11 protein-coding genes and 2 pseudogenes are annotated in these 15,324 nt (G+C 41.3%); 7 read left to right on the top strand and 6 right to left on the bottom strand.

Features of this window, described 5'->3' with window-relative positions:
- Window positions 1-67: 67 nt before the first annotated feature.
- Window positions 68-304 carry a DUF4278 domain-containing protein gene (locus tag NSTC745_RS18610; protein ID WP_445638462.1) on the bottom strand — a complete coding sequence of 79 codons (237 nt, stop codon included), beginning with the start codon at window positions 302-304 and terminating at the stop codon, window positions 68-70.
- Between the two features lie 307 nt (window positions 305-611).
- Between NSTC745_RS18610 and NSTC745_RS18605 the strand changes: the two genes are divergently transcribed.
- A complete protein-coding gene (locus tag NSTC745_RS18605) occupies window positions 612-866 on the top strand; it encodes a hypothetical protein (RefSeq protein WP_096538960.1) in 255 nt (84 codons plus the stop codon).
- A 3-nt stretch (window positions 867-869) separates the two neighbouring features.
- A complete protein-coding gene (mltA, locus tag NSTC745_RS18600; protein WP_445638639.1) occupies window positions 870-2,129 on the top strand; it encodes a murein transglycosylase A in 1,260 nt (419 codons plus the stop codon).
- Between the two features lie 126 nt (window positions 2,130-2,255).
- Here the strand turns inward: mltA and NSTC745_RS18595 are convergent.
- Window positions 2,256-2,882: pseudogene (locus tag NSTC745_RS18595) on the bottom strand (DUF5895 domain-containing protein); the annotation flags it as partial.
- A gap of 64 nt (window positions 2,883-2,946) precedes the next feature.
- Here NSTC745_RS18595 and NSTC745_RS18590 point away from each other — a divergent pair.
- Window positions 2,947-4,005, top strand: a complete 1,059-nt coding sequence (locus NSTC745_RS18590; RefSeq protein WP_445636532.1) for an IS630 family transposase — start codon at window positions 2,947-2,949, stop codon at window positions 4,003-4,005.
- Between the two features lie 5 nt (window positions 4,006-4,010).
- On the opposite strand, the pseudogene NSTC745_RS18585 reads toward NSTC745_RS18590, so the two are convergent.
- Window positions 4,011-4,262, bottom strand: a pseudogene (locus tag NSTC745_RS18585) (DUF5895 domain-containing protein); the annotation flags it as partial.
- A 335-nt stretch (window positions 4,263-4,597) separates the two neighbouring features.
- Window positions 4,598-5,347, bottom strand: a complete 750-nt coding sequence (locus NSTC745_RS18580; RefSeq protein ID WP_445638461.1) for a haloacid dehalogenase type II — start codon at window positions 5,345-5,347, stop codon at window positions 4,598-4,600.
- A 339-nt stretch (window positions 5,348-5,686) separates the two neighbouring features.
- On the opposite strand from NSTC745_RS18580, the gene NSTC745_RS18575 reads away from it, so the two are divergent.
- Window positions 5,687-7,444 (top strand): ScyA-related TPP-binding enzyme, encoded by a 1,758-nt coding sequence (locus tag NSTC745_RS18575; protein ID WP_445638460.1) that lies wholly within the window; start codon window positions 5,687-5,689, stop codon window positions 7,442-7,444.
- Window positions 7,445-7,457: 13 nt separating this feature from the next.
- Window positions 7,458-8,594: a 3-oxoacyl-ACP synthase III family protein gene (locus NSTC745_RS18570; RefSeq protein WP_445638459.1), complete on the top strand. Its 1,137-nt coding sequence runs from the start codon at window positions 7,458-7,460 to the stop codon at window positions 8,592-8,594.
- 2 nt (window positions 8,595-8,596) lie between these two features.
- Here the strand turns inward: NSTC745_RS18570 and NSTC745_RS18565 are convergent, their stop codons facing one another.
- Window positions 8,597-12,157, bottom strand: coding sequence for a WD40 domain-containing protein (locus tag NSTC745_RS18565; RefSeq protein ID WP_445638458.1), 3,561 nt, complete (start codon window positions 12,155-12,157; stop codon window positions 8,597-8,599).
- 442 nt (window positions 12,158-12,599) lie between these two features.
- On the opposite strand from NSTC745_RS18565, the gene NSTC745_RS18560 reads away from it, so the two are divergent.
- A complete protein-coding gene (locus NSTC745_RS18560; protein WP_445638457.1) occupies window positions 12,600-12,779 on the top strand; it encodes a RepB family protein in 180 nt (59 codons plus the stop codon).
- A 440-nt stretch (window positions 12,780-13,219) separates the two neighbouring features.
- Here NSTC745_RS18560 and NSTC745_RS18555 read toward each other — a convergent pair whose 3' ends face one another.
- Window positions 13,220-13,366: a ribbon-helix-helix protein, CopG family gene (locus NSTC745_RS18555; protein WP_096538967.1), complete on the bottom strand. Its 147-nt coding sequence runs from the start codon at window positions 13,364-13,366 to the stop codon at window positions 13,220-13,222.
- 908 nt (window positions 13,367-14,274) lie between these two features.
- Between NSTC745_RS18555 and NSTC745_RS18550 the strand changes: the two genes are divergently transcribed.
- Window positions 14,275-14,775 carry a fatty acid hydroxylase gene (locus tag NSTC745_RS18550; RefSeq protein WP_445638456.1) on the top strand — a complete coding sequence of 167 codons (501 nt, stop codon included), beginning with the start codon at window positions 14,275-14,277 and terminating at the stop codon, window positions 14,773-14,775.
- Window positions 14,776-15,324: the final 549 nt, after the last annotated feature.

Here is a 15,324-nt window from a genome sequence, read left to right as displayed (position 1 = left end):
TCTTAGAAATCTGCACTACGGCTACTTTTAAAATACTTGCTAGTTGCAAAACTACGCCCACTTATGATTATGCAATTTTATTTACAAAATAAGTGATTCCTCTAAAGTTCAATTTGTAGGCTACTGGTGCTGTGGCAACTTCCGCCGATTTGGAATTGGGATCGACACGATAACTAACGCCACGATACATTAAATTATAAGCTGGCCCAATTTGAGTAACTGGTTGAAACGGCTGTTGTGTTTTTTTGCTGCCAACTTTACTTGGGTTATATTCATAGCTCAGACCACGATAGTAAAGTTTCATAAATTTTGCCTCTTGAATAACTCTTGTTCAATAATGTTGATGAATTATCAGAGGTTCATTAGATAGTTATGCAAACTTTTTCAGGAACTGGTTAAACAATTAGTCGTCTTGAGGGCATGGGGCAAGCAGGAAGTGTGGGAGGGGTGGGAGGATAGGGAGGATAGGGAAGAAATCTTTCCCCCCTTTCTCCCCACACTCCCCACACTCCCCCATCTCCCCATCCCGTCATCTCCCGTATGCCTACCCTTTTCATTCTGGGGTAACGTGGTTAACAATGGGTTGAATGTTTTTTAAATGATTCAATCTTATGCCTAGAACTCCAAATGAATACGCCGTATACCTCCTACTGGAAACCGGCCACCGGGAAGAAGTACGTTTTCCTACTATTCAAGAGTTTCAAAAGTGGTATAGTGGCGAACTTGTGCCAAAATCTGCTTCAAGTGACTTTATTAGCGTCCCGATCAAGAATATTCAGGGGGAGTATATGGTAGTACGTCCTTCTCGGATCGTGGCAATTCGGGTAGAACCAGTTTTTAGTTCCAGCGTTGAAAGATTCAACTAAATGATGAGAAAAACCCTTGCTTTGCTTTCCTTGAGTTTGGGAATTGCCTTTGTAAATCCTTTTTTGTCGGGTGTTGCTCAAGTTCCTAATTTACAGCCCTTGCCAATACCGACTACTCCCGAACTACCGCCTCTGCCAGCACCAACTACCCCTGAGTTTACGCTGCCGCTAAAACCAACGGCCATCGGAGGTAATTGTACGGTGCGGCAGAGTTGCTTGGGTTGGGATGACCAACTTTGGGGCCAAAGGGGTAAAACAGGCGATCGCCTTGCTCTATTGGCTTCTATTGACAACAGTTTGCGTTACTTAGCCAAGGATGAAGCGATCGCAGCATATCAAAATTATCCCATCAAGGAAATTACGCTCGATCGCGTCCGCCGCAGTTTATTACGTTTTCGCCAACTGGTTGTCAGTTCTAAGTCTCCAGCGCAATTACAAGCTGCTGTCCAACGGGAGTTTGATTTTTACCAGTCTGTGGGCAATGATGGCAAGGGTACTGTTAAATTCACTGCCTACTACGAACCTGTTTACACCGCTAGCCGTGTCAGGACTGCAACATATAAATATCCGCTTTATCGGCTACCACCTGATTTCAGCCAATGGCCGAAACCCCACCCCAAACGAATTGATTTGGAAGGAGAGGATGGTTTGCTAGGCAATAAAAGCCAACTAAGCGGTTTAGAAATACTTTGGTTTCGCGATCGCTTAGATGCATATATGATACATATCCAAGGTTCTGCCCAAATTAAATTAACTAATGGCAAAACTACGTCTGTTGGTTATGCAGGTGGAACCGATTACCCTTGGACTAGTATTGGCAAAGAACTAGCCAAAGATGGCAAACTGCCCTTAGAAGGTTTGACAATGCCACGTTTGATTGCTTACTTCCGGCAAAAACCCCAGGAGTTAAATAATTATCTGCCACGCTGGGAAAGATTTATTTTCTTCCAAGAAACAGGTGGTAGACCAGCTACCGGCAGTATTCATGTGCCAGTAACACCAGAACGTTCCATTGCCACAGATAAGTCTCTCATGCCTCCGGGAGCGCTAGCCCTAATTTATAACTCATTTCCCTACCCCGCCACTGGTGGCAAACTCGAAAGGCGCACAGTCAGTCGCTTTGTCCTTGACCAGGATACAGGAAGCGCCATCAAAGGCCCAGGACGAGTAGATTACTTTATGGGATCTGGGAAATTAGCAGGCGATCGTGCTGGCATCACAGGCGGTAATGGTTCGCTATATTATCTATTGCTCAAAGAATAAAGTTAGAAGTTAGGAGTTTAAAGTTAGGAGTTAGGAGTTATCAATTCATAGTTTATAACTCCTCACTCCTCACTCCTCACTCCTCACTATTCATAACTCCTCATTCCTAACTCTTAACTCTTAATCCTAATACGGCGGATAAGCAAAATCATCTTCATCAGCATACACATAAGAACTAGAAACCCCTGCCATTGCCATTTTGGGCGTTTCTGATTTTACAGGTTCCTTGCCAAATTCTTTGTATTCTTCAAAAGTCTTGCAGATAATTGCAGACTCCAGAGAATCCGAAGCAATTAAATATTGTGTTAAAGTTCCCACCGTTGGATGTTTGTAATCTACAGTTGAAGCTACTAAAACTGTATTTGGTTCAATACCTCTTTCTTCACACTCAATTATCGGGCAAAAAATTCCGTGAGCGTGGAATAAAGGCCCTTTTGGTGTCAAGGGTTGCTTGCGATAAACAGCATAAGCCTTTTCTAATTCAGCAACGAATCCACTAACTACTTTCCCTTGTTGGAAGTCGCAGTAAGTTTTGCTGAAACTTGCTCCGGCTGCACCATTGAGTGTTAATTGTAGTGGTGATTGATGTAAAAACTTTTTATTCTCTCCCACTATAAAAATTAAATAACGAGTAAAGGTTTTAAATTTAAGTTTGTCTGCTAAAAAAGCATCATAGTTATCTTTAAGCGTACCCAGTTTGAGACCCGTTTCTCGATCTTTGACAGACAATGGCCCCCGCCGCACTATAGGAATCATATTTGATTTCTGAAAAAACTAAGAGATAATACTGAGGTGTGTATCTGTCTAAGAACGAACAATGATAAACCAGGATCTACAAGCCGCGATCGCAGAACTACAAGAATTTATAGATGATCGCCCAGATGCGCGTGAGGTAAGGAAAGCTTTGGCAGTTAAACTGGTTTATCAAGGTTACAAGTATGAAGAAATTCAAACAATTTTAGATGTGTCACTTGGTTCGATAACAAGCTGGAAACAAGCCTACGAGGAATATGGAATTTCGGGGCTGCACTTGAACCACAAGGGAAGAAAAGGCTACTTAACTGCTCAACAACGAGAAGAAATCTTAAGTTGGTTGCAAACAAAGGAGTGTTGGGAACTTGGCGAACTCGAATATAAATTGGCTTTTGAATACGATCTAACTTATGAATCAAAACGGAGCTATTACGATTTATTTGATGCGGCAGGAATTAGTTGGAAGAAAACTACTTCTTTGAATCCAAAAGCTGACGAGGACGCTGTTGCTGCAAAAAAAAAAGAGATTGAAACACTGTTGGCAAGGCATCGGGAGGAAATCGAGACAGGAAAGTTAAAAGTATTACTGCTTGATGAATGTCATTTAATGTGGGGAGATTTAAGCGGATATGTTTGGGGAAGAACTGACCAAGAGATAGCAGTGAGAGTTGTTAATGTACGAGATAAACAGACATACTACGGGGCAGTTGACTATTTGAAGGGAGGCTTACTGCTCAAAGCATATAACGCAGGTAACTCAGAAAATACGATTGATTATCTACGTTATTTATTAGATCAGTCGCCCAACCAAAGATTACTTCTTTTTTGGGATGGTGCTTCTTACCATCGTTCACATCTGGTTCAAAACTTTTTAGGCGAGATAAACCTTGGTTTGTCTCAAGAACACTGGAAAATTCATTGTGTTCGCTTTGCCCCTAATTGCCCATCACAAAATCCAATTGAGGATATTTGGTTACAAGCTAAAACTTGGGTACGGCGTTTCTGTGCTTTGATTCCTTCGTTCTCTCATCTCAAATGGATGTTTGAGTGGTTTCTCCGAGACACTACCTTTGATTTTGCCACTCTTCAAATGTACGGAGCTTTTTCAGAAATCAAATACTAGTCCTATATAACTAAGCGTGGGGTCGTACTCATAAACACAGTTTCTACTCCAGAGCTAAATTCATGCTCTACTTGCTGCCAATTTTCATCTGGTACAAAGCCGACAGCATTGGCATTGTCAAGCTTCAGCGCCAAACCGTAAGATTGCATACCATCTGCGCCATACCGAGGATTAATCATCTGACACCAGGGGATGACTTGAGAAGGCGGTGCATTGAATTTCTCGTCTTCAAAGTCGAAATTAGCAGATGCTTTCATCGTTTTAGGCTATCAAAGTGTTTTCAAAGAACAAGTTTATCGGCAGGAAGCAGATTTTGGTGAGACAGTTATGTGCTGTCCTCAAGTTTAGAAACAACTACGTTACGGTTAGTCCAAAGCTATGGTATAATATATAGCTGCGAAGGACTGTCGAACGTCACGCCAAACTGCCATAGTAGTTTTTCCAGAGTAAGGCAGAATCAATCTATGTTGCAATCCCTGTTTCGTTTTTTAACAACAGTCATTTAGTTATTAGTCACTAGTCATTGGTCATTAGTCATTGGCCAAACAGGTCGGCTATTGGGAGTGTTGACTGTTAATTGTTGACTGAAGGGTTAAAAATTATTCTCCCTTGTCCCCCTTGTCTCCCTTGTCCCCCCATCTCCCCACTCCCCCAAACTCAAAGCAGCGAGGGCCTTCAAATCAGGAACTTCCAAGTCAGGTTGACTGACTGCTGATACACTAGCACCAGTTCCTTGTTGACCAGCTCGACGGTTCACCCAGACTGTCGATAGTCCGAGAGATTTGGCTGCAACGATATCATGATAAACACTAGCCGCAACGTGTAATATTTCTTCCAAGGGAAGATTAATTCTCTCAATAGCAACTGTGAAGTTATTTAAGGAAGGTTTGTAACTTTTTGCCTGTTCTGCTGTGATTATTTCATCGAATTCCACCTTTAAATGCTTTGCTGAGAAAGCGAACAAATCGTCATCTATATTTGATATAATTACTAGCTTAAACTTTTGCTTGAGGGTTTTAAGTGCCTCAACGGTATCCGAGAAAGGTTGCCAATACTCAATTGAATCAGCAAGTGAATTTATCTGGTGATTAGTTGGCTCAAATCCTATTTTTTCACCAAGTTTTTCGACTACTCTCTTCAAAACTTCTCGATACTTGATGTATTCTCCTTGTTGAATTTCTGCTTCCAATTGAGCAAAAAGTTTCAGAATTTGATTGTCATCTAAATTTTGGTTGTGTGCCAGCAGAACTGGCTTGAGCGCTCCTAAGATACCGTTCTCCCAATCGATTAAGGTTCCATAGCAATCGAAGGTAAAAGCTTTGTACTTATTGAAATCAATCACGTTTTTATACTCCGGAGTTTAATTAATTGCTTTGAGTTTTCACAAGCCAAAAAGCTGATAAATTCATCGAATTTTCGCCATATCTGGCACTCTTAAATTTTCTAAAAATTTTTTTGTATCAAATTAGACTTTAAATATATACACAATAAAATACCAAATTCTGTCAAGATAACTAAGTAGAACGGTACAAAAAAACTAAACTATGTAAAGAAAAACAAAGTAAGCTAAAAGCCTGATATTTACAGTATCGTATGCGATATTGACAATAAATATTTAGTTAAGTCTACGTGTGTGAGATAATCTTACAAGACACAGGAAAGTATTCCTAAGATAGTTTGTATGGATGCTAAATCTGAGGATATAAAAGCAGATACCAGTAAAGAATTAAACTCAACTGAACAGCAATCTTATAGCAAGCCATCGAGACCTTTTTTGGTAGCAGAGGCAGTGGTTAAAATCCTAGAAAATCTGGGAGTTGAGTATGCTTTTGGGGTTTCGGGAGGTGCGATCGCCCCACTGTGGGCCGCACTACACCAAAGTTCCATTCAAATGTTGCACTTTCGCCACGAAGCCGGAGCCGCTTTTGCGGCTACTGAAGCGTACTTTGCTAGCGATCGCCCAGTTGTGGTGTTCGCTACCACAGGCCCAGGAATTACCAATGTTTTGACAGGGTTGCTAGCTGCTCGGTGGGAAGGCGCTAAAGTGATTCTTGTGTCAGCTTCAACTTCCGCACCACAGCGAGGACGTTGGGCTATCCAGGAAACCAGCAGATACACTATGCCTAGTGGAGGTATTTTTACTTCCGGTTCAATATTCCATTACGCAACTACTCTTGAATCCAGCAATGAACTTCCAGAAATTTCTCGAAGGCTTGCCCTCGGACTAGCACAACCGGGAGGATTTGTAGCCCATTTGAGTATTCCTACAAACATCCAGACAAGTTCGCTAAACATATCTTTGCCAGAAGTAAATCTGTCTCGCGGTATGGCAACAGTAACCCAAGAGACAATCGCAGAATGCGCCCAGTTGCTATCTGAAGGTTCTTTTGCGATCTGGTTGGGCTTCGGGGCACGAGGGGCGGCAAAAGAAATTCGCCAGCTTGCTGAGAGGACTGGTGCTGCTGTCATGTGTTCGCCACGGGGTAAGGGTATCTTTCCTGAAGACCATCCTCAGTTCGTAGGTGTCACAGGCTTTGGTGGACATGAGTCAGTTTTGAGATATATGCACGAGCAACGTCCAAGGCGCGTGCTAGTGCTGGGAACACGTCTTGGTGAATTCACCTCCTTTTGGAACCCTTTAATGGTTCCTTGTCAGGGGTTTGTCCATGTTGATATCGATCCGGAGATACCAGGAACAGCCTATCCATGTGCCAAGACTTTTGCCATCCAATCCGATGTGGGAGTGTTTGTCAAAGCATTACTGAAGTATTTTCCTCATTCCTCTGGGATATCAAAAATTCTACCTGTGCCGATATTTAACCGCCATGCCATGAAGCCACGTATCGGCAGTCCAGTACGACCAGAATTGCTAATGAATGTAATTCAACAAGTAATAGTTGATGGAAGTAATGCATTAGTGATGGCAGAGTCAGGGAACTCCTTTGCTTGGGTAATTCATCTGCTGCAATTTAGTACGCCAAATCGTTACCGCATCAGTAATGGATTTGGGTCTATGGGGCATTTTGTTACAGGTGTAGTGGGTGCTGCTTTGGCCCGAAAAAGCAAGGCTGTTGCCATTGTGGGAGATGGTGCAATGTTGATGAACAGTGAGGTAAACACGGCTGTGAAATATCAAGTTCCAGCCGTGTGGATTGTACTCAATGATGGGCGCTACAACATATGCCAACAGGGAATGGCATATCTAGGGTTCAATGACGCAGATGCAACGATTCCCCAGGCAGATTTCGTCAAGATTGCCCAGGGGATGGGAGCAGAAGGTATTCGGGTTGAAAGGGAGTCCGATGTAAAAGCAGCCCTAGAAAAAGCGATCGCCGCAAACAGCCCATTTGTAGTAGACGTAATTATCGACCCTACCCAGATACCACCATCTGAAAGCCGCAATCAGAGTTTAATTTTACAAGGCGCTACAAATTATTAACAGTAGATTATATATGGTTTCGTCTCCAGTCGGTATTCGTGCGATCGCTTTGAGCCTTCCAAGCATCAAACGCACAAATGACTATTACATAGAAAAATACCCAGAGCTAGTCACTCAAGCCGAGGAAAAAGGCTTTGCAAAGTTATTTTCGCTCACTGAGTCAACTGCAAGTAACGAATTTGACCAGGAAATGTTGCCTTATCTATCAGATCCTTTTCGCGGCACTATTGAGCGATGGGTGCTTGGGCCTGGTGAGTCTTCTCTAACACTAGAGTATCGCGCCGCCATAGATGCCCTCAATGCAGCTAAGCTTTCTCCTGAGGACGTTGAACTAATGATTGTTTCCTCAGTTTGGCCCGAACAAATTGGATTTGGTAATGCCGCTTTCCTAGCTCGCGAACTAGGTCTGCAAGGTGCTGCATGGAACCTTGATGCAACCTGTGGAAGTACTCCAGTTGCTCTTCAAACTGCCAGTGCTTTGGTGAAAGCAGGAGAATATCGCAATGTACTAGTAGTAGTTTCTTGTACGTATTCTCGCTTTTTTGACGAGGATGATACATTCCCGTGGTTTACTAGCGACGGTGCTGGGGCTTTCGTAGTTGGTGCATTAGAAGCTAACCAGGGAATCCTTGGTACAAAGACCGTTCATACTGCTGCATTGAATGAAGTTCTGTTTGCTGAAGTCACAAAAGATGAGCAAAACAATTCACTTGTCCGTATGCAAATGGGCAAGGGTGGGAATGCTCTTAGCGAAACAGCTGAGGAGTTTCTGCGTAGATGTTGTGAAGGCGCTGTAGCTGCTGCGGGTGTAACTTTTGACCAAATTGACTTTTTTCTGTTCAATACACCTACAGCTTGGGTTGGAAGCTTCTGCACTCGCGTACTAGGCATCGACCCAGAACGTACACTCAATCTCTACCCACAGTATGCAAACCTCGGGCCAGTACTCACTGTAGCAAATTTGTATCATGCTGCACAGTTGGGTAAAATTCAGGAAAATGACCTAGTTCTCATCTATGGTTCCGGTTGTTCGGGAGCCGCTGCTGCAAGCGTAATGCGCTGGGGGAATGTGGTACTAGGTTCCGATCCCACCAATAAATCTAACGCAGTATTAAAAGATGCCGAAGATAAGAATCTAATTTGTTGTTAAAGTTATAAATCCACAGCCCCTAAAGCTTTGAGAGTGGAAATAGTTGCCTCTGTTATACCTGTAACGCCACTAATGTTCATACCCTCATACAGTCTAGGGTTTAGAATAGTTGTCAGGCAATCACCAGTTAAGGTATTCCAAAGCTTAATTGTTCCACTTTCACAAGCACTGCTTAGGGTTTGACCGTCGCGACTAAACGCGATCGACCAAACTAAATTGCTATGTCCAGACAAAGTTCTGATGCAATTGCCTTTACTGACATCCCACAACTTGACAGTTTGGTCACTGCTACCACTAGCTAGGGTGTGACTATCCATAAAAGCAACCGAATATACAGAACTAGTATGTCCCTGGAAAGTTGAAAGACACTCAGTAGTGTTGACATCCCACAATTTGATAGTTTGGTCGCTACTACAACTTGCTAAAGTATCACCATCCGGACTAAAGGTGACTGACCAGATAAAATCACTATGACCATGCAAAGTCCGAAGGCATCGACCAGTGTTAATATCCCACAACTTGATCGTTTGGTCTTGACCAGTACTGGCTAGTGTTTGACCGTCCGAACTGAAAGCGACCGACCAGACCACCAAAGAATGCTCCTGCAAAGTCTTGAGACATCGACCGCTGCTGACATCCCACAACTTCACTGTTTTGTCTTCACTGCCACTAGCCACGAGACGACCATTGGGACTAAAGGCAACTGATATGACTCGACTACTATGCTCGCACAGAGTTTTGAGACACTTTCCAGTATTAACATCCCATAGCTTCACTGTTTTGTCTTCACTGCCACTAGCAACTACACGACCATCGGCGTTGAAAGCAACTGATGTTACTCTATTACTATGTCCTCGCAATGTTTTGAGGCATTGTCCGGTTTTAGCATCCCACAACTTCACCATTTGGTCGCCGCTACCACTTGCAAGCATATTACCTTCATGGCTGAAAGTTACTGACCAGATTCCATAACAATAACCTTGCAAGGTCTTGAAGCATAAACCAGTGCTGACATCCCATAGCCTTACTGTTTGGTCGCTGCTGCCACTCGCGATCGTTTGGCTATCTGGAGTAAAAGCAACTGACCATATCCTAGTACTATGTCCTGATAAAGTTGTGAGACAATCACCAGTACTAACATCCCACAACTTCACCGTTTGGTCGTGTGAACCAGTGGTCAGTGTATGCCCGTTTGAATTAAAGGCAACTGAAGTTACCCAGTCAGTATGACCCTCTAAAGTGTGAACGCACTGACCAGTACTAATGTCCCATAGCCTAACAATTTTATCACGACAACCACTTGCCAAGGTTTGACCATCGGGGCTAAAAGCAAGCGAACAGATACCGATATTAGGATGTAAGAAAATTTGAAGATTTTTTCCAGTGCTGAGATCCCATAGCCTTACTGTTTGGTCATCATCGCCACTAGCTAGCGTGCAACCATTGGGGCTGAAGGCAACTGATGTTACCCGATTAGTGTGACCTGAAAGAGTTTTGAGGCATCGCCTGGTGCTAATATCCCATAGCTTGACTTGTTGATCTTGACCGCCGCTAGCAAGTATATGACTATTTGGGCAGAAGGCGACTGACCAAATTCCACCCTTATGTCCATAAAGGGTGGTCAAGCATCGTCCAGTCTCAATATCCCATAGCTTTATAGTTTGGTCTTGACTTGCACTGGCAAGAATGCGACCATCGGAACTAAAGACCACTGACCAGAGCCAATCTGTATGTCCGGCAAAAACAAGCAATTGTTTTCCATCGCTAACCTGGTATAAGCTAATCTGATTATTAGTATCTCCGGTAGCTAAGAGTTTTCCATCTGGGCTAAATGCCACCGAATGAATGCCTCCTAAGGTTTCAGCAAAAACGCACTTACTTAGATCGGCATGAGCAAAATTTGCATTATGCAAATTTACACTTCGCAAATCTGCTTGCCAAACACTCAAATAAGAAAAATCATAGCTACTAAGATCTGTCTCCAAACAAGAAAGCAAATTTAGAATATTGCCGCCTGTATAACCTGGCTCTAAAGGAGATGTTTCTCGCAGTTTTACTAGAATTTGAGTTAATTTATTTTCAATATTTTTTTTACTTCTGAAAGTCTGAAGTAACCCATTAATAACTGGTTTGATAATCAAGCGAATTTGAGTATCTTTAACATAATCTTTACCCGTCGCCTTCATCAGAGCATGACGCCTGAATAAATCAATATTCTCAGTGACAATCTCTTCATAAACTTGTTCTATCAAGCTAGTAATCATATACTCCATAACTACAGGCTGGAGGGTAAAAAGTGATGCAGTTTTTTTAATCAGGGTAGGTGTAGCCTTCTCGATTAGCGATCGCCTTCCCAGTGATTCTATAGCCTCTAATAATTTTGCTTGTGGTATTGGTGATATAATATCGTCCCGCAATTGTTTTAGTGTTATTGACTCGCGATTAATCGCTAGCCAGTACATTATGTCCTTTTCTAAATCTGACAAGCGCTCAAACTGCTGCTCTAAAACATCGCGAATGTCACCAAAAACAGCCGTGTCTTGTTGCAAAAATTCAGTTACACTACCATCAAAAATATCTTGAATCGTGGTGGCAACTATCTTCAAGGCTAATGGATTGCCAGCATAGCGTTCAATCATTAATTTCCATTGTTCTTCTGCGGCAGATAGCCCCTTAAGTTTTAAGATTTCTTGTCCTTCCGCTACTTTTAACCCACTTAGTGGTAAAGAGCGAACAGGTAGCGATTCTCCTTCCAGCAATGCTATTTCTTTTGGTTTTTCCCGACTAGTGAGCAATAAGCAGCTTTGGTGAGTAGCTTCTCCTACCCGCCTTAAAAGCTCACCATATTCTTCATATCCTTCTCGATAAACTCCAGCGCGGCTACCACTGCGGAGAATTGATTCTGCGTTATCAAGTATTAGTAAACAACGATTATTTTGTAAATAATCAAGTAGGCGCGATACGCGATCGCTAAAACTTTCTGGTAAATTAGCTTCTGTTTCTTGTTCGTCTGAGAGAAATTGAATTAAGCTACTGAGAATAACTTTAACAGGTGGGGCTTCTCGTAGCGATCGCCAAATCACATACTCAAAGTTTTCTTGAATTTGTTGAGCAAACTTGACAGACAGTGCTGTTTTACCAATACCCCCTATTCCTAATACTGTCACTAATCGGCAGTCTTCATCAAGAATCCATTGCTCTAACGTACTAAGTTCTTCTGTACGTCCATAAAAAACTGATGTAAAGATAGCTTCTCCCCAATGTAGACGACTATTTGAGCTTGAATAGTCGCTTTTATCTATTTTTAATGAGAAAGCTGAAAACAGCTTTTCAATAGTCTGTTTATCAACCCCTCCTTCTCGATTCAATACTTTCGAGATTGTACCGGAATACAATCCAGAGCGTGCGCTCATTTCTTCAAGAGTGTATCTGTTTCCAAAATTTTCCTTTGCTTCTCCAAAATTTTCCTTTGCTTCTGACTGATGCTTTGCTTCTTTTATTTTTTGCAAACCTTTAGTAGTAAGTGCAACGCCACGCTTGCGTTTCCAATTCTGTAAAGTCATGTATTAATTCACCGTTTGCTTAATCACCTGTGACTAGGAAGAATTATCTACGAGGTCGCTGTAGATATTAAGTAGTTTTTATAACATTAAAATAATTGCGTATTGCAGAGGATTTAAAAAAAGTGTAACGCCAAAATGTTCAGCGATCGAAGGTGCATTGGGCGATCCAATGGTTTTTATAAGTTAAAATCTATTACTCAATAGACAATCTAATGTCTGGGGTTTTGCTGACATCATCTGTTTAACTAAAAGCTTGTTGCACTTGGGTAATGCCAAATCGATCGCGTGTGATGTTAGTTGCTTAATACATTAACTTTTCAGTAATCTGATTTGGGCTTAAAGCTTAAGTTCAATCTTAAAATCTCGATTTTCACTGGTAAAGACCGTTGTGAATTGGCAATCTTGATAAAGAAAGTTTGTAAATATTTAGTCTATCAATACAATGAGTGATACTGCCGTAGAGAGATTTTCTAATTTAGCAACATCCACAAAAAAAAGGACGCTCAAACGAATCACTATAAACCTGACATCAGATGAAGCCGAGAACCTTGAAAAGTATTGCGAACAAACTGGTAAAACAGCAACGGATGTGATTGAGGAACTCATTCGCTCGTTACCATAACCTAAGTTTCAAAAGTTTGGAATCCAGAATATCCACAGTTCAACTTGAGAAACGTTCTCTGACTCCCGATTGTGCAATCTAACAATGTTTATTATGTCATTTTGTTTACAAATAACAATAGAGGAGAAAAGGTAAGAATAATTCCAACAAACCCGATAAAGCCTTTTTAAAGGCACTCCAAAAAGAATAATATTTTTTTCGGACATACGTACCGCGTTCTAGTCTGTTTCAAAGGTTACCTTTTTAATGATTAGAATCGCCTTATCAAGAGAATAATCTCCTTACTTAAATTCCACGTAGTTGCGCGTGTATTTCTTGTGCCTATAGCATAGGCAGCTTAATGATGGCGTACTGCGCCAGGTGTAAACGATCGCAGCACGCCATCGTTAAACTGTTACCTTTCCATCGTTACTAATAAATTGCGAACTACTTTCATTTTTTCATTTCATCACTGGCAACGCTCGAATGAGTTCTCGAATGACATCCGTTGCTGGCCTGCCCGTCTGTTCGCAATACTTTTCCAGGTTCTTGGCTTCATTAGATGCCAAGTTTACAGTAATTCGCTTGACCGCCCATTTTTTATTCATGCTCAAACAATTAAATCGTGTATTGATAACTTCAAAACCTGATTTTACCTTTCCGACTGGAAAGTAACCTAAATTTCGGATCTGCAAAGATACACGTAAAATTAGGATAATTTGTAAATATTGTAATATTGCAGTTGTACTTTCCGATCTCTTGCATTTTTAATCACCTATTTTTTTGACATATACGGTTGTAAACTAGCGCTTTTTAGTATAGAAATAGCTTTGCTTGTTAAGAGTGGTTAAGACGATTTAATTTAGACCTTGAGTGCGTAAGTTCTAAAAATCCAGACACAAAAACCAGAGGCGATCGCCTACTACATCGATAGAATATTTCAGTAGTATTAAATACTTTGCTCGCTACGGTATCCAGTTAATTATTGATACCCCAGATTTTGTTGTCGAGCAACTTGATTGTCAACCTGCCTTACTCATTTCAACAACCTCATTTTCCTTGGACAAGGACTGTTTCATCCTTGCGGTCAGTTCCACATAGGGCTGAATTCCAAGTAATTTGCAATCAAAAATGTCCAAGTAAGCCTTAACCTAAATTTGTACTAATTTTAACTCAATCTTTGCTCAAGCTGTATGCCTTAGTAAGAAGATTGTTTAGTAACCGTGTTAAAATACGGTATTCCCATCGGTTTATAGATGTATTCTCTGAATCGACCCAAAGGTAGAAGCCAAATTCAAGGCTCTTCCCATTAACTTTTTAGTGCGTGGAGGATTGTAGATTGATGAAACTGCAACTTGCTGAATTACATAAACTTTGAGCCAACCAAATTAACTAGAGCGTAGGCCCATAAGATACACAAATACTTATTGGATACTGGGAAACCATCTGTCTGCGCGGACAGCATGAAATTTGGATATTTTCTGTGGAGTTTTGTTACTAAACTTGAGGAGTAAAAATGCTTGAGGCTATCGCTGTTGCTTGGTTATTACTATTATTTGGCGATTTCCTATCTACATTCTTTTACCACGTACCAGAGCATGTTTTCGGTAGCCTTCATTTAAAAACGCACCACTCCTGGAAAAAGGACTTTCGTCACTACGCTATATTAACTTTCAACCCTCAAGTTCTTTTAGATGGGATCTTGGGAGCTTTGCCTTACATACTCATAGCAGTAGTTCTGTGGTCTTTTTCTCCCATCGGCGTTATTGTTGGACTACTGCTTGGTCAGTTTCATGTATGGTGGAGGCACATAAGCGTCTTAGGTTGGCAAACTCCAAAGCCTGTAAATATTTTATGCCAAATTCTATTTATTACTACTCCAGAGAGACACTGGTTGCATCATCACAAAACTAATTTAGGTTTTGGTGACATTTTTACCTTCTTTGAACAACCTGCACAAATTTGGTTGCGCTGGCTACGTCTGTTAAGGGTTCGTTTCCGCTACTCTCGTATTTAACCGAAGCTAGTGCTTAACTAAAAATTTTTTAAATAGGGCATTGGCAGAAGCAGAAGGTAGGAGGCAAAGAGAGCAAGAAGAATGATTTGTATCAATAATTTCGTGAAATGATACGAGAAGTTATTCTCCTTGTCCCCTTGCTTCCCTATCTCTCCACTCGCCACACTCTGCATTCTCTACTGCCATTTTCCATTTTTCAGCTAGACCGTTATCTAATAAAAATATTTGCTTTTCTCGGGCCTAGTCTCTATTTTCGAGATAATATACGATTATCTGATTTTTAAGTTCCAAATTAGAAAATTAGTCAATACTACTATTGACAGATTTATATTTATCAGAAACAACAAATCCCTATTCTCAGATCTAGAAGGGCTATCTTTCACGGGCTACGGCTACATACATAAAAGCTAGTTGACCTTAGTCTGTTTCCCCATCAGTTACACATTAAATTGGAAAATTTAACCGTAAATACCTTTAATGTGTAGTGAATGGAGGTTAAATTCAAGCCATAAAGACACAATTTTTCTAAAGATAATTAGCTGCCAGCCT

The organism is Nostoc sp. DSM 114161, from assembly GCF_052692665.1.
Note: the sequence above shows the minus strand (reverse complement) of the source record. Positions and strands in the feature narration are given on the sequence as shown.

Bases quoted from the DNA above. Each gene is read 5' to 3' on its own strand.
- NSTC745_RS18610 (WP_445638462.1), bottom strand. From the start codon at position 304: ATGAAACTTTACTATCGTGGTCTGAGCTATGAATATAACCCAAGTAAA.
- NSTC745_RS18605 (WP_096538960.1), top strand. From the start codon at position 612: ATGCCTAGAACTCCAAATGAATACGCCGTATACCTCCTACTGGAAACC.
- mltA (WP_445638639.1), top strand. From the start codon at position 870: ATGAGAAAAACCCTTGCTTTGCTTTCCTTGAGTTTGGGAATTGCCTTT.
- NSTC745_RS18590 (WP_445636532.1), top strand. From the start codon at position 2,947: ATGATAAACCAGGATCTACAAGCCGCGATCGCAGAACTACAAGAATTT.
- NSTC745_RS18575 (WP_445638460.1), top strand. From the start codon at position 5,687: ATGGATGCTAAATCTGAGGATATAAAAGCAGATACCAGTAAAGAATTA.
- NSTC745_RS18570 (WP_445638459.1), top strand. From the start codon at position 7,458: ATGGTTTCGTCTCCAGTCGGTATTCGTGCGATCGCTTTGAGCCTTCCA.
- NSTC745_RS18565 (WP_445638458.1), bottom strand. From the start codon at position 12,157: ATGACTTTACAGAATTGGAAACGCAAGCGTGGCGTTGCACTTACTACT.
- NSTC745_RS18560 (WP_445638457.1), top strand. From the start codon at position 12,600: ATGAGTGATACTGCCGTAGAGAGATTTTCTAATTTAGCAACATCCACA.
- NSTC745_RS18555 (WP_096538967.1), bottom strand. From the start codon at position 13,366: ATGAATAAAAAATGGGCGGTCAAGCGAATTACTGTAAACTTGGCATCT.
- NSTC745_RS18550 (WP_445638456.1), top strand. From the start codon at position 14,275: ATGCTTGAGGCTATCGCTGTTGCTTGGTTATTACTATTATTTGGCGAT.